Source organism: Bacillus sp. FSL L8-0099 (assembly GCF_038006385.1).
In the GTDB taxonomy this organism is placed as follows: Bacteria; Bacillota; Bacilli; order Bacillales; family Bacillaceae_G; genus Bacillus_A; species Bacillus_A toyonensis.
This window is the reverse complement of record NZ_JBBOVC010000001.1, coordinates 2,227,138-2,241,996: the sequence shown is the minus strand read 5'-3', so window position 1 is coordinate 2,241,996 and position 14,859 is coordinate 2,227,138. Positions and strand designations below refer to the sequence as shown.

The following is a 14,859-nucleotide window of genomic DNA, read 5'->3' as shown; positions in this document are numbered from 1 at the left end:
TTCCACACTCTCTTTTCGCACATATCACATTACAATATCAAATACTCCTTTGCTTTCATAATAGTTTGATATTGCTATCATTCATTACATATATTTAGGATGTATGGTTATATGTAACTCTCTCTCCGTTTCTCCTCTTTTCGGATGACGAAAATACTCTATTTCATATTTTAACACTTCATACTCAACCATCCCGATTTTAATCCCTTTCGTTTCTTTTAATATAGCTAATAAATCACTTATATTTTCATCATTCGATTCAAAAACTTTCCCTCCGTCTTCTCTTTGAAAAATCACTTTCATATATTCTCCCCCACTTTCATTTATTCATCTAGTAAATAATACATTTAGAAATATTCATAACAAAAAGAACATCCTTTTTAATAGAATGCTCAACTTTTCACTTCCTATAATATTGCAAATGTTTATTCAAAAATATTATATGTACTATTCTTTAAACTATGTTGATCCACTATAAAAATTTATATACTTAATTTATATGTAATAAAATAATCAAAACATTACTATATCAACATTTTTTAAAACGATTATTATTTCCCATTTTATTTTCCCATAATTTCCCATTGTAATTCTTAATATTTAAATGTAATATTATATTGTCTTACTATCTTTTTTATAACACACACACTAATTAGAAAAGGGAACTCTATATGAGTTCCCTTTTCTAATTAAAGTTACATAATACTTCTAGAGTTTTACCTTTAAAAATTTCATATGAAGATGCGAAATTTTATTTTATTTAGTTTTTTGTTTTTTCTTTTTTACTTATCCGAATCATTCTAGTATGATTGTGTTTACCGAAGAAGTCTGCATTCTTTTTTCAAAAAAACAAAAAACAGAAGTCTAGCAAAATGCTACATTTCTGTTTTTTCTATCCGTATTATTTCTTTTCTAGAAATTTAAATGTCTCTTTATATTCTTTATCATTCACCTTAATATCAGCATCTTTTAATAAATCATTGACTACTTGCTGTTTCCATTTACCTGTCGTATCTTGTAATCTTTGTTGTTCTAAATCTTTACGGATCTTATCCTTCACTTCTTCAAATGGTTTCAACTCTTTTTTATCGGTCACTTTAATAATATGGTAACCGTAAGATGTTTTAACTGGTTCACTTACTTGTCCTGCATTTAATTTATACGCAGCTTCCTCAAATTCTTTAACAGTTTGCCCAGGGCCAAAACCAGCTATTTCCCCGCCCTGTTCCTTTGAACCAGTATCTTCTGAGTACTGCTTCGCTAAAGCGGCAAAATCTTCACCATTATTCACTTTCTCTTTTACTTCTTTAGCGGTTTTTTCATCTTTTACTAAAATATGACTTACCTTCATTTCAGGTTTATAGTTATCTTTTACATCTTTTTCTGTGACAGTCGCTTTAATCGCTTTTTCAAATGCAATTTCTGGTTTCATTTTTTCTTTTAATTCATCTTCGTTTTTTAACCCAATTTTTTCTAAAGTCTCTTTAAAGTTGTCACCCATTTTATCTTTTGCTTCTTTTACTTGTTTTGTTGCTTCCTCATCTGAAACTTTATATTTATCTAGCAGCGCCTTACTTAATACCATTTGGTATAATGTACTTTCTCCATATTTTTGTTTTAATTCTTTACTTAACTCTTTCTCTGTAACATTTCCTACTTTTGATGTTACTACGTTGTCTGAGGAACCACATGCAGATAATGCGAGTACCACGCATGAAATAATTGTTCCCAAAAATAGCTTTTTCTTTTTCAATTCAAATACCTCACTTTTATTATTATGCAACGTAACTATACACCGCTATTGTGAAAACAGTGTGTTTTCCATATGTAATTCATTTCATTTGAATCAAATATGTATCATATTTTTTATACACAAATATGAAAAATCTTCTCACTATTTATTAATGAGAAGACTCTTTATGAATGCCTCAAAAACATTTAACGACTAAGGTTACTTAATGATTAAATGTTTTTCCGGTATCCAACTACTTTGTCCGATATCTACCGCATTTTTTACTCTTCCCCACACACGGTAAGATGTTGATCCATCTATATTTCCTTTATAATTAATACATTCAGGCTCTCCATAATAATTCACTCCGTACCCGACAGGATATTTTGAAGAAGCATAATACCATCTCACATCAAAATGTTTTAAATATACCCACTGCTTATCATTCCCTAAGCAAATCATATCTTTATCGCCGCCTCCCCAATAACTGTTTAAAATTAAATACGGGATTTTCTTAGTGATTGCACCTGTATACTGGGGGTTCACAGGATTTTCATATAAATTTATGCCGTATCCATCAGGATATTTTGAAACTGCAATACCAATACCACTTGATTGCTGCAAATCCACTACATTAGATTGATTTTCTTGATTCGAATCTATAAACCAGGAAAGTGACTTATTTCCTATTAATTGATTCAAATCACATTTCCCGATCCCAGGAACATTCCCCGAATCCGTATATTGCCAAATATCACACGGATATGCCGGCTTATTCCCTCCATAACGAGGAATCCATACAAAATCAGCATCAATATTACGCGCTCCAAACGATACATACGTGTGATGCCCAACATATAAACCTACTTTTTTCGCACCTAAACGACGTAATTCATCTATAAATACTTGTGTCCCGCCTTGCATATCTATCATCGTTTGTACTTCAACATCCGCCACCCAAAACGCAGCAGACTTATCGCCACGATTCCAAAAATCTTGTGCCTCTTTCTTTGCATCTGCAATAGAAATAAAACGACAAAATGCATAATTACCAAACGGAACACTATGCTTCTTCATTTCATTCACATAATTTTGATACATAAAATCCACCGTATTTGAACCATCTTGCACTCTAGCAATAACTAAATCTAGTTGAGGCGCTGCAATTTCCCAATTAATAGTTCCATTCCACTTTGAAATATCAACAATATAACCCATTACAATTCAACTCCTTTTTATTATCATATTCAAAGCTTGTTTTAGCGTAATCCACATGTATCTATTACTATCTATCTATAATATAAATAAGAAGAAATCTTTATTTTTTGAAATATATAATCTTTAAAACTACTTCTTTCAATCTCTCCTCTAACTCATATAAAAATTTAGGTGTGAAAATATCTATTTATTTAAAAATAATTTTTCTGGTGATAATAAAAAAATTTTCTATATGTCCTATGTTTATTTGCCTGTACGTAGAAAACCCATATATGTAAACTATCTTTTTATAATAGCCTAGTCTAACACTCATTTTTTATTTCATTACTATCTGTAATCAACAATTCCATACGCTATCCAGCCTATTTAAAATTGAGTAAAACTATAATTATTTTACATTTTACCACTGATTGCAAGCCAATAAATTTTGGTACAAAATAATATTAATACATAAAAAAGACATTTCCGATTTTTGAAAATGTCTTTTTGCATCTTAATAAAATAACTTTGGTTCTAAATCTGTATTTTGTAATTGTGGATTTTCACTGCTCATAACGCAACTTGTGGAAAATAAAATTGGGATATCACAAACATCATCCTGCATTACATCACGAAACACATTTGCAGCAACACCTGTAAACGTTTGACATAGATTTGAAATATCATCATTAAAAAATTGGATCACTTCCGCTTTAAAAACTGGAAATACAACATTCACTCCACCAGGGAACTGAGGCTGTACCACAACTTGTTCAAAATAAGGATTATTCTCTAACGCTACTTGAAATAAATGCGCAATTTCAAATGCATCTAGTGGACAAGGAAATGGATTTACAATTTCATTTTCATTATTCGTTACAATAACCGTTACACTTACATTTCCAAATTGTACAGAAGATTTTAGAAGCGTTGCTAATGCTCTCGCTTTTTCATTACTTAACGCATGCACTAAAATAATATAATTCCCGCCAACCGGAATAAGTGGCCCCACTGTAACTGTTGGATCAGCACCAATTGAATTTCTTAGTTCATTAAAATATGTGATCCACGGTGGTGAAAGCTGTGGCTGAGCTTGTACATTTTCTTCCATTCTTTTATTACCTCTTCATACTATTCTTACTACCATAATATGTATCAGGACATAAAATGCACTAGATAATTAAATCATTTTTCATATTATATTAGTTAAGCATTTCATAGAGTATTCTCCGCTTTTTCCCACATGTTTATGTACTTATACTACAATGAGGTTCTATATTATAATCAACTTAACAAAGATTTCATATTATATAAATACACCTTAATAATCATTTAAATCAAAAGGTGAAGCATATATATTGTGGAATATTAGGAGCTGATTTCATGAAAAAAAAACCTATCGTGTTCAAAGTTCCACCGAATTCAAAACTAAAAGTTACATTTTTCGGTCCTTGTAACGAAGTAATTACAAATGTTTCTATAATTAATCAACTACTCACCCCTAAATGCCAAACTATCACGCAATATCCAAACTTTAAGAAATATGTAACTGAAGTACGATCATTATCCCATTGTTAGTCCCCATCATGCACGATTTTCACAACTTTGTTACCTAGATTATTTCGAAAAAAAACAACTACATCCCTAAATTAAAATTACTCATTTCATGATATTCCATTGATAATTTATTGATTCTTTACACGTTTTCATTAAGCACGCATATATTATCGTATGGAGATTATCCACTCATAAAACCTATCTTTCTTTTGAGCATACTTTTTATGTATGCTCTTTTTTTATGTCCATCGTGTGGACTCGACAATAACCTTCTATATATTATACTCTCACTATTACCATTCATTTCTCTTCTATTAAAACATTATATTTAATTCATAAAACACTCATATAATAAACGACATTGAATCTGATTGCTTATATATTTTAGAAAAACAATAAAAAGCCCACACTATTTGTGAGGGTCTTAACAAACTTGCTATAAAACATCTACTTATCAGCTTCATTCAATTGGAGAAGGAAACCTTGCCGCTTCAAAATGAACAGTATTCAAACCGTTAACGTTTTGTACAATAACGCCATCAATACTACTCTCTGCGAAAATTTCAACTACATCCCCTGCTTCTAATTGAAGAATAGAAGTGACTGAAACATCATTATTAAAAAATACCCCTGTCCCAAAGAAATCATTATCTATAGCTATTGCTGCATTTCCATTTACACGAATTTCTACTCTAGCTCTGTAATTCACATTAAAATCATTTGGAGAAAATGTTATATTTCCTAATACACTATATACTCCTCTAGTCTTCGGCTTAAAAGTGGATGTTACTGGATTATATTCATTCGCTAAATCAAATTGTTCATTTTGAAATAACACTTTAGCAGACGTATTTGCCAGAATAGGTTGATTAACCGTATTCACAGCTCTAAATGCCGACGCTCTTACAAGCTCCTCTTTCTTATTACCACAACAATTTACTTTTACATACTTCCCATCACATTGACTACTTTCCCTATAACAATCATGACTTTTCTTTTTGTACTCTTTACAATACTTACAGTAATAATAAGACGTAGTAAGTCCCCCTTTAAATTTATTATTACATACTATGCAAAATTGATTAGAAAAGCTTGGATGAGCTGTTACTATTATTTTTTTTAAAATGAATCCCCACCTGTTTGGTGAGGATCTATTTTTAAACTTCTATTCATTTTTAAATTACCTAATTTATTTAGTAGGAGACGGAAATCTTGCCGCTTCAAAGTGCGAACCATCTTCTAAAGGGCTTAAAACACCATCTATACTACTTTGTACATAAATTTCAACTGTATCTCCTGCATTCAATTGAATGATTGTTGAAACACTTACAACATTTCCAAAACCTATTGGACCAAAAAAGTCATTATCTATAGCTATTGCTGCATTTCCATTCACACGAATTTCTACACGAGCTCTATAATTTAAATTTGTATCGTTTGGAAAGAAACCAATCGTTCCAATAATAGAATATACGCCTTTCGTCTTCGGCATAAAAATAGACGTTGCTGGATTATACTCATTTGCTAAATCAAATTGTTCATTTTGGAATAACACTTTCACAAAAGTATTAGCAGGAACATTTTGATTTACAGTATTTCTAGCTCTAAATGCTGATGCCCTAACAAGGTTATCCTTGTTGGCATGACACTTACTAGTGTTATTACGACAATCATGTTGCTTCTTTTTATAATCCTTACAATACTTACAGTAGTAATAACAAGACATACTCGTTCCCCTTTCAAGCTTATTACTACATATTATGCAAGATTGATTAGAGAGGTTTGGACTAGCTATTCTTATTTTTAAAAGGGTGCTTTTTACTTGCACCCTTTTGTATTCATTTTATTCCTCTATATTTATAAATTGAATACTGTTCCATATGGAATTGAAGTAAAAGCAATTCCATATGGTGTAAAATGTTGCGTTGGGTAAAAATACTCCATTGAGGAATAATACGGTTGTATACCTTGCTGCATTTGCATTTGTTGTTGCATTTGCAATGCTTGTTGAACAGCTTGAACTGTACTTTGTGCCCCGCTATACGTTATAGCCGTACCATACGCTGGTCGTATGCCAACTTGAGAATCCACATATGAATAAAACATTAATTTCAACTCACTTCCGAATAAGTTATTACAAAGTATGTTATGTATAATTATTTCAGTGAGTGCTAAGAGCTAGTCTACTAGCCTTTAGCACGTTTTTCATTTTAAACGTTTCTATTTCCCTCCTAATTTCCTATTTCACTTCCAAGCTTCATCTGCTAATAATACTTTAACTATTAAAGGTGATTTTATGATCCAAAAATAAATGTACCTCAAATAAAAAACTATATGTGGCTAGCTCTATCAGCCCTCCTTATATAGGTGAACTTACAACCTTTTTCATACATTCTTAATTTATTAGTATTTGTGAATGAAAAGTCACTTCATATATTTTGGAGGGACTTTTCATTCACGATTTTCCGATAATTCCTTAACAAAATAAAAAAGTAGCTTTTAGGCTACTTTAAATTGCTTTTATCCCCAAGAAAAATGATATATATATTCTCCCGTTACACTTTCATTAATCCCAGTAATCCTTACAAATCGCATTAAGTCTGCTCCTTGAAGAAAATACATCGTAAGTGTAACTGGTACCTGTGACCACATAAATTGATAAAGCTCGTTCACTCTCTGCTTTGTTGAAACAGTTACATCATATACAGGACCATTATTCCACGCAGAAGTTTGAACTGCAGTGAACGGAAGGTCTTTCCCATTAACCACTATTCTTGCCACACTTTGAGTTATGTCCACAACAATCTCCTCCGCTATTCCATAATTAGACCGGTTTCCATACTCATATTCTTATAGATATTCTTAGCTTTAATAAATGTTTGAGGAAAACCTCTATTCAAATTAATTTATTTTATAAAATAAAAAAGAGGCCTACTCATCATACGAGTAGGCCTCTTTTTTCGCTTTACATAGGCTTCATTTGCATTTACATAGTATGTTTACTTAACAGTATATGCCCAGCCTTTACGGTCAAGATAATCAGTGAATGCTTTTAATTGAGTATCGCTAGTTGGATCAGTTACAGGATAAACATAGCCATCACTTCTAAGAATTAAGTTACCTGTCATCTTAACTGAGTTTAAAGCACTTACTAATTCAGCCAAGTTTTCTTTACCTATTCCACCAACTTCGACAATATTACGTTTTTGAGGTGGTTGGCTACCTCCACCAGATTGTCCAGTTAAAGCAAAAACGATTGAATTAGCGATTTTATCAACATCCCATTTTGCCATGTCGGAATCATTATCAATGAATCCTAATTCGATAAGAATAGCTGGTGCTTTAGTCCCATTCAATACTGCTAAATCTTTACGTTGTTTCGCACCACGATCACGCCATCCAATATCTTTTGCTAGTTGAGCTGAAATTTTAGATGCTAGTTCATTCTGATCATAATACAGCACTTCAACACCCTGCCCAGTCCCATCACTTGCATTAAGGTGAAAAGCAATAGCTAAATCTACAACATGTGAATTACTATTACGAATAATATTATTTAAATTTTGAGCTTGAGTGCTTCCTACTTCGTCCGTATCATCATAGACTGTGTGTCCTAAAGCTTTTAACTTGGCCGCAACCGCATCTTTAACTTGACGATCCAAAACATGCTCTTTCCGATTTCCCCAGTTAGCCCCTTGTACAATACTATTGTGTCCTCCATGTAAACTATAACGCGCCATTACTCAACATCTCCTTTTTTATTAGTATATTCAGAGATTTCCTCATGGTCTGTCCATATACCTAAGTCCATACCAAGTGCAGACAAATAAGGCGCCAATTCATCTAAAATCTTTTCGCATACCGAATTTAATATAATAAAATTCAAGTAAAGAAAAAACCGCAACCCATTTTTTCAGTTACGGAATCTTTTTTGTATTCTCTTTTAAAAAATTCATTATGAATCACTCTCACTTTCTAATTATCTAGTCCATTTAGTTTTAATGTCACTCTATTAACGATACTTCCCCATAAATATCTAAAGAAATTTCTAATCATGCCATCCCAGCTACTTGCAAAAAATGAAGAAAAAGCTTATAAAGAAAAGTGAGGTTCCTGATATTCGGTTTCTTGATCTAAAGCAATCCCTTAACATTAATGTTGCAATAATGTATTTAACTAAAGATCGTAAGCGAATGATTAGGATATGAAAGAGTAGGCAACACATTAGACACCTACTCACAAGTTGTACCAGACCTACAAGAAAAAGCAGTCGAAGATTTTGCAAACAATCTATTTCAAAAATACTAATGTTTGCAATTACGGATTTCGCATAAAAATACTAGCTTATCCGTGTAACATTGAGAGGAGTCAAAAACATGAGAGAAATCAAGTCTGAAAAAGAATTCAAAGACATCATCGCAAGTGAGGAGCCAGTAGTTGTTAAGTTCTTTACTACATGGTGCCCAGATTGTGTACGCATGGACAACTTTATCGGAGAGGTAATGGAAGAGTTCAATAAGTTTGAATGGTATTCTATTAATAAAGATGAGTTCCCAAGTATCGCTGAAGAGTATCAAGTAATGGGTATTCCAAGTTTACTTGTATACCAAAATGGTGAGAAGCTAGGCCACTTACATAGTGCTAACGCAAAAACTGAAGAGCAAGTTACTGAGTTTTTAGAAGCATACTAAGATGAAAATCCTCTGAAAAATATTTTTCAGAGGATTCTCATCTTTTTTCACAATTATTGTCGTAGCTCTTTCTTCATGACCAATGTACATAATTACACTCCTTTCCCCCTTCATCCCCTAAGTATAGATGTATACGTTCGTATCACCACTATCATATGTAATTAATATATCGTATTGTGGTATTTCGCCACTTTCCTTTTGTTTTTTCATTTCAATCCACAAATTATGAACCCCATTGATTATTTGTTTGTTTTCTATGTTCATTACATATTTTTCATTTAATCCATCGTATCCTTTACATGTAGATATTGATCATTTAGAAATATAATACTTCTTCACAATTTCATCATTTGATGAATTACATCCAGTCATTATTAGAAAAATACATAGTAAGAAAAGTATTCGTTTCTACATCCACCTACCATCTTATCCCTTTCATTGTGAATAATTCCCAATTATATTCATACCCTCACTTTGTACTTTTCAACATATTTTTCCTTAACGAAACTTTGTTACCCCCTACTTAAAAAGCTATAAAGTGTCAACAATGTTTGTATAGACCCACACGAGTTTCATTTGATACTCTATGTATAGAAAGAAATTCCTTTAAAGAAAGGTGCGTGATTAAAATGGATACTCTTTCTCATAAAGAAGCTGATAAAGGTGCTATTGTCAGCATTATGGCCTACATAATTTTATCCTCTATGAAAATTATCATCAGTTATATTACCCTCTCTAGTGCATTACGTGCTGACGGTTTGAATAACTTAACGGATATTGGTGCCTCTTTAGCAATATTAATCGGTTTAAAAATTTCTCGTAAACCTCGAGATCCAGATCATCCATATGGGCATTCGCGTGCAGAACAAATAGCTTCGCTTGTTGCTTCTTTCATTATGGCAACGGTCGGATTAGAAGTTGTTATTAGTGCCATTCAATCATTTTTAAATCCGAAACAAGCTGCGCCCAATGTACTTGCTGCATGGGTAGCTTTATTTTCTGCTGTCGTTATGTACTGTGTATTTAGGTATACGAAAAAGATTGCAATTCGAACAAAGAGTAAATCATTAGAAGCTGCCGCGAAGGATAATTTATCAGATGCACTCGTAAGTATTGGTACAGTTGTAGGCATTGTCGGCTCACAGTTCCAAATGCCTATTTTAGATCCTATTGCCGCTTTAATTGTCGGCCTTATTATTTGTAAAACTGCATGGGAAATTTTCGTAGAAGCTTCTCATATGCTAACAGATGGCATTGATCCTGATAAAATGGAAGAATATGCTGATGCTATTGAGCATATTTCTGGTGTGGAAAACATTGTAGATATTCGAGCGCGTATGTACGGAAATCAAACGTACGTTGATATTACAATCGAGGTAGACGCTCGTATGGATGTTGGAGAAAGTCACTGTATTACTGACAACATCGAAGCCATGCTTCGAAAAAAATTCGGAATTTACCATGCCCACATTCATGTTGAACCAATGGAAAAAGAACCTATTATGACATAGGTTCTTTTTTTATAAACGCTTTATGAAATATAACACATAAAACGAGCCAGCTACCGCCAGCTGCCCATCCTGCTAATATGTCAGATGGAAAATGCACGCCAAGATATATTCGGCTAACTGAAATAGATAATACAACAAAGCTTGCTATAAGAATAATCAACAGTTTTTTATGCAATGAAATACGCTCTTCAGTAATTGTGACGTATGCAATAAATCCTAAAAAAGCAGTAGCATTCATCGTATGACCGCTCGGAAAACTATATCCAGTTGCAGTAACAAGCTGCGTTACATCAGGTCTTGCCCGTTCATACCATAGTTTAAGCATACTGTTTAAATAACGAGATCCGTAGTAATTAATTGTTAGAAGTAATGCACTAAGCAACTTTTTTCTAACGAGAAAATACATTACAAGAATAATGAGTAACGGAAAATATATTCTTTTGGAACCGATAAAGGACACCCAAGTAAAATAGGTTGTCAAATAATCGTTTCGAAAACTTTGAATAAAGTGTGCGACTATATTGTCAAATTTCTCAATACAAGCGGTATGATACGAAAGTGATAGTGCGACAAAACAAATGAGTAGAGTAAAGCTTAACAAGTATAAATGTCGATATCGTTTCACATACATAACCTCACTATGCAAAAAAATGGAGCGGTTGTTTTAGTTTTCCTCTCCATTTCTTTTTTATGCATAGTTTATTAAAAAATATAATTGTTAATTTTTTGCTGCATCGTTGGGATATCTTCATTCGTTACTATAAAGCGAATAACCTTCTCATCCAGATCAAGTGCTTCTGCAAATAAACCTGCCAATCCACGTGATTTTCTATCTACTTCCATAATGATTTCTAACCGATCGTGGGAACTTGGTAAGATTAATAATTCTAATTCATCTAATTTCCCATAATACTGTCCTGAAACAGGAATAAACTCAAACTCTTGTGCGAATGGTACTTGCTTACGTAATCGATATGGTAATTCTTCGCATTCTATATGACGCGCTTTAAAACCTAATTGATTTACACTCTCTAATACACTGTTCAATAGTGCATTTGGCAACACTTGAATGTAATCACGGTCACTTGGATCAATACTATTTTTAATATCAAGGCCTGTATGAACCCAAACCGTTTTCATTCCAAGTGTTAGTGGTGCTTCAATTGGCATCTTAAATGAAAATGGAATTTCTTTCTTTTCATTTGGCTCTACAGAAAATGGATCTGTTAAACGAACTCGCTCTAAGTCAAACGTTGCTGTTACTTTTTTATCATCCACTTCTCTTACATATGATGTAGATAACGTTAAGTAAATGCTTTCAATTTGTTGGCTAACTGATCCCCCAGTTATACGAACCTTCCCTACTATCGTTTCTCCAACTACATACTCCTCTTTTTCAAGAACAGTATCTACTTTTGCACTACCAATGCCAACACTCGCTAAAAACTTTTGAAACATGGAGTCTCCATCCTTTCTAAAGCAAAAGCTATATCTTTTTTTAAATCTTGTACATTCTCATAGTACGGTGTTTTTATTTGTAACATTCGCATCAATATTTCACGATTATCATTTTTCAAAGTTAACTCTTCATACCATGGCTTTTCATGTTTTTCAATAGATTCATATCCTGCATATAATAAAAATAACGAGAAATGGCCAAGCGCATAAAAATCGCTACGAAAGTGAACTTCTCGCATCAAAGCTTGTTCACCTTCATACGTTGTAGCTCGTTCATCACCCTCACCTTTATATTTAGCTAATCCAAAATCAATAATACTAATTTGATTTTCTTTCATTAATATGTTCGGAATACGTAAATCTCGGTGAATAATACCTTTACTATGAAAAACTGAAACAATTCCTAATATTTCATATAAAATTTCAAAAACTTCACGTTCTTTATATACACGCCCATCTGAGAAAATATAATCTTCAAAATTTTCACCAGGCATATATTCCATCACAAAAAAGCTTTTTTTCTCCCATAAGAACTGATCATAGAGACTAGGAATTGCTTGATGATTCAATGTTTGTAAAATCATTTTCTCTTGCTCAAATGATTTTCTACCAGACTCATATCTTTGTTTACTTTGTCTTAACTGTTTTAAGACTTTATATCTATTTATTTGTAAATCATTAACGACATATGTAACCCCATAACTGCCCATTCCAATTACTGATTGAATTTTATAACGTTCTGCTACAATTGTATTTTTTCGCAGTGGTCTATCAAATAAAGCTAGTACACGATGCCATTTCATCAGCTACTTGAAAAGAAGCTACGGCTTTTACGTTTTCTTTTATAATGTTGGTGTCCATAACCAGAAGAACGTCGCTTATAGTCACTACTTGAATAAGAGCGCCCTCTATGACGATAATCACTACTCGAATACGAACGATTTTTTTTCTTTCCTAATAAAGAATCAATAATTTTTTTGAACATCCCTTCACCTCTTTAGTAAAATTTTCTCTTAATTATACCAATAATTTATAAGCACATTTGTGACAAGTTTGTAAAGAGTAAAAAACGACGAGTTTAGCCCGCCGTTACTTTCAATCTTCCTCTTCATCAAAAACTTCGTCAATCATGCATTTCTCTAATAAATACTCGAATGTAATATCTGCGAGATCTTCAATTTCCTCTCGCTTTGGGACGTATCCCCTTTCAATTAGTTGCTCATAAAAAAACTCCGCAATCTCTTCCGTATCAATTACGACTTCAATTTCCTTCATGAGCATCACTCCTTTATTTCTGTTTTATGAAAAAATCTCAAAATTATGTATATGAGATTAGAAAAATAGTTTTTCTTTTTTTATAGGTCATATCATTTGGACGAAGTGCATACGATGGTAGTACAAGCTATCCAAAAGGGGGAAATAATAATGGAATACCAATACGAAGTAGAACAAACAAAAGAAGAGTTCATGCATGAAGATCAATGGGCAGACTCTCTTATTAAATGGCTTTTTATTTTTTTAATAATTGTAGGCATACCTTATACTGCATATGTTGTTGTTCAATTTATTCTCTCTGTCTAGTTAACTATTTTTTCTCTGTCAATTTAACTAAATAATTATGAACAACATCCATAACAATTTTATATTCTTCATCTTTAAATGTATCAAATAACAATTGATAATCGTTATAAATATCAAGTAACCCGTCTATGATTTCTTGACGATTTGTCTTAACACTCACTTTTTTCGAGTTGTTAATTGACTTTAATTTTCCTAAATCCAATTTATTCATGCCGGCTTTATCTTGTTTCATTTTCTTCAAAATTGCATTTGCCGTTTGAGCATTGGCAAGTAAAGTTAAATCTGATTCATCCGCTTCTAACCATTCACCATCCGTAATTCGTGATAACTCATATATCGTATCTTCCCATGCGTCATTTTTGTATCTCCATACCTCTGTACGAAAACCAACAATACGGAAAACATCTTTATCATATCCAGTCACTTGCACGAGATCACCAAAGGTGAAATTATAATTTAATTCAATCCACTCCGTATCGCCCTTTTTCATTTCTTGCTCTGTAACGTGCTGCAATGTTTGTTCTACATAAAATCCATCGTGATTATTGACTTCGTATACATAAACCCCATCTAAAACTTTCATATTTGTGATTTTACCAACGGTTCCATATAGCGTAATCACGACTATGTCCCCTACGTTGTATTTAGGTTGTTTTTTTCTTGCCATCTCTATCTCTCCTTTTTTTGACGTCGTGATTTTGATAACAGTATATGCAACCTACTTAAAAACGCTTATCACAGAAGCTTATATTCATAAATTTTTTCGATAAAAAAATATCACTACATAAAATTTATGTGAAACGCAAAAAAGCTAGTAAATAGACTAGCTTTAAATCAAGACATTTCATATAAAAAAACATACAGAATACTTCACTTTCAAAAAGTAATGTATTCTGTATGTTTTCAAATCGTTTTTATCCTTCTTGTATGTATAAATCCCACGCTTCATCAAATATAGACATACTTTCTAGCATTCCACTTAACTCTAAGTATGAACTAATTTCATCATAGTCTTCAGATTGCTTCGGAAAACTTAAATCATCATACATTGCCTCTGCTAAATCTGAAATTTCATTTCTAAATAAAGCTGCGCGATGCTTCATCATATAATGGTAAAATGTCTTTTTCAAAA

Annotated in this window: 20 protein-coding genes; 4 read left to right on the top strand and 16 right to left on the bottom strand. The window is 32.4% G+C overall.

Features of this window, described 5'->3' with window-relative positions; translation table 11 throughout:
• Positions 1-84: 84 nt before the first annotated feature.
• The 4 genes from MHH42_RS11535 to MHH42_RS11520 all read right to left on the bottom strand — a co-directional run bounded on the left by MHH42_RS11535 (position 85) and on the right by MHH42_RS11520 (position 4,040).
• On the bottom strand, positions 85-303 hold the full coding sequence (locus tag MHH42_RS11535) for a hypothetical protein (protein ID WP_000864289.1): 219 nt from the start codon (positions 301-303) through the stop codon (positions 85-87).
• Between the two features lie 598 nt (positions 304-901).
• Complete coding sequence (locus MHH42_RS11530) at positions 902-1,753, bottom strand: peptidylprolyl isomerase PrsA (RefSeq protein ID WP_016108330.1); 852 nt, start codon at positions 1,751-1,753, stop codon at positions 902-904.
• A gap of 198 nt (positions 1,754-1,951) precedes the next feature.
• Positions 1,952-2,950, bottom strand: a complete 999-nt coding sequence (locus MHH42_RS11525) for a glycoside hydrolase family 25 protein (RefSeq protein ID WP_016108329.1) — start codon at positions 2,948-2,950, stop codon at positions 1,952-1,954.
• A 493-nt stretch (positions 2,951-3,443) separates the two neighbouring features.
• Positions 3,444-4,040: a hypothetical protein gene (locus MHH42_RS11520; protein WP_016108328.1), complete on the bottom strand. Its 597-nt coding sequence runs from the start codon at positions 4,038-4,040 to the stop codon at positions 3,444-3,446.
• A gap of 272 nt (positions 4,041-4,312) precedes the next feature.
• Between MHH42_RS11520 and MHH42_RS11515 the strand changes: the two genes are divergently transcribed.
• Positions 4,313-4,507 carry a hypothetical protein gene (locus MHH42_RS11515; protein ID WP_000729005.1) on the top strand — a complete coding sequence of 65 codons (195 nt, stop codon included), beginning with the start codon at positions 4,313-4,315 and terminating at the stop codon, positions 4,505-4,507.
• 439 nt (positions 4,508-4,946) lie between these two features.
• Here MHH42_RS11515 and MHH42_RS11510 read toward each other — a convergent pair whose 3' ends face one another.
• The 5 genes from MHH42_RS11510 to MHH42_RS11490 all read right to left on the bottom strand — a co-directional run bounded on the left by MHH42_RS11510 (position 4,947) and on the right by MHH42_RS11490 (position 8,226).
• A complete protein-coding gene (locus tag MHH42_RS11510; RefSeq protein WP_080119695.1) occupies positions 4,947-5,558 on the bottom strand; it encodes a hypothetical protein in 612 nt (203 codons plus the stop codon).
• Between the two features lie 117 nt (positions 5,559-5,675).
• Complete coding sequence (locus MHH42_RS11505; RefSeq protein WP_016108327.1) at positions 5,676-6,212, bottom strand: C1q-like domain-containing protein; 537 nt, start codon at positions 6,210-6,212, stop codon at positions 5,676-5,678.
• Positions 6,213-6,343: 131 nt separating this feature from the next.
• Positions 6,344-6,592, bottom strand: coding sequence for a DUF3947 family protein (locus MHH42_RS11500; protein WP_000500114.1), 249 nt, complete (start codon positions 6,590-6,592; stop codon positions 6,344-6,346).
• A gap of 414 nt (positions 6,593-7,006) precedes the next feature.
• Positions 7,007-7,285 carry a hypothetical protein gene (locus MHH42_RS11495; protein ID WP_002093762.1) on the bottom strand — a complete coding sequence of 93 codons (279 nt, stop codon included), beginning with the start codon at positions 7,283-7,285 and terminating at the stop codon, positions 7,007-7,009.
• 200 nt (positions 7,286-7,485) lie between these two features.
• On the bottom strand, positions 7,486-8,226 hold the full coding sequence (locus MHH42_RS11490) for an N-acetylmuramoyl-L-alanine amidase (RefSeq protein WP_000135303.1): 741 nt from the start codon (positions 8,224-8,226) through the stop codon (positions 7,486-7,488).
• Positions 8,227-8,862: 636 nt separating this feature from the next.
• On the opposite strand from MHH42_RS11490, the gene MHH42_RS11480 reads away from it, so the two are divergent.
• Together MHH42_RS11480 and MHH42_RS11475 are read left to right on the top strand one after the other, a co-directional pair.
• A complete protein-coding gene (locus tag MHH42_RS11480) occupies positions 8,863-9,177 on the top strand; it encodes a thioredoxin family protein (RefSeq protein ID WP_001206937.1) in 315 nt (104 codons plus the stop codon).
• A 629-nt stretch (positions 9,178-9,806) separates the two neighbouring features.
• A complete protein-coding gene (locus MHH42_RS11475) occupies positions 9,807-10,688 on the top strand; it encodes a cation diffusion facilitator family transporter (RefSeq protein WP_016108325.1) in 882 nt (293 codons plus the stop codon).
• Here MHH42_RS11475 and MHH42_RS11470 read toward each other — a convergent pair.
• From MHH42_RS11470 to MHH42_RS11450, 5 genes are all read right to left on the bottom strand, one after another.
• Positions 10,678-11,313, bottom strand: coding sequence for a phosphatase PAP2 family protein (locus MHH42_RS11470; RefSeq protein ID WP_002093763.1), 636 nt, complete (start codon positions 11,311-11,313; stop codon positions 10,678-10,680). The genes MHH42_RS11475 and MHH42_RS11470 overlap by 11 nt on opposite strands.
• Positions 11,314-11,390: 77 nt before the next feature.
• Positions 11,391-12,146: a sporulation protein gene (locus tag MHH42_RS11465; protein WP_016108324.1), complete on the bottom strand. Its 756-nt coding sequence runs from the start codon at positions 12,144-12,146 to the stop codon at positions 11,391-11,393.
• Complete coding sequence (locus tag MHH42_RS11460; RefSeq protein ID WP_016108323.1) at positions 12,128-12,949, bottom strand: serine/threonine protein kinase; 822 nt, start codon at positions 12,947-12,949, stop codon at positions 12,128-12,130. Before MHH42_RS11460 ends, MHH42_RS11465 begins: the two co-directional genes overlap by 19 nt.
• Positions 12,949-13,131 (bottom strand): hypothetical protein, encoded by a 183-nt coding sequence (locus MHH42_RS11455; protein ID WP_000473369.1) that lies wholly within the window; start codon positions 13,129-13,131, stop codon positions 12,949-12,951. Before MHH42_RS11455 ends, MHH42_RS11460 begins: the two co-directional genes overlap by 1 nt.
• 110 nt (positions 13,132-13,241) lie before the next feature.
• Positions 13,242-13,421, bottom strand: a complete 180-nt coding sequence (locus MHH42_RS11450; protein ID WP_000658452.1) for a YozD family protein — start codon at positions 13,419-13,421, stop codon at positions 13,242-13,244.
• A 150-nt stretch (positions 13,422-13,571) separates the two neighbouring features.
• Here MHH42_RS11450 and MHH42_RS11445 point away from each other — a divergent pair, with 150 nt between their 5' ends.
• Positions 13,572-13,727 (top strand): DUF3930 family protein, encoded by a 156-nt coding sequence (locus MHH42_RS11445; RefSeq protein ID WP_000456536.1) that lies wholly within the window; start codon positions 13,572-13,574, stop codon positions 13,725-13,727.
• 4 nt (positions 13,728-13,731) lie between these two features.
• Here the strand turns inward: MHH42_RS11445 and MHH42_RS11440 are convergent, their stop codons facing one another.
• Positions 13,732-14,394 (bottom strand): hypothetical protein, encoded by a 663-nt coding sequence (locus tag MHH42_RS11440; protein WP_000101503.1) that lies wholly within the window; start codon positions 14,392-14,394, stop codon positions 13,732-13,734.
• Positions 14,395-14,641: 247 nt separating this feature from the next.
• Positions 14,642-14,857: a YozE family protein gene (locus tag MHH42_RS11435; RefSeq protein ID WP_000750718.1), complete on the bottom strand. Its 216-nt coding sequence runs from the start codon at positions 14,855-14,857 to the stop codon at positions 14,642-14,644.
• Positions 14,858-14,859 lie beyond the last annotated feature (2 nt).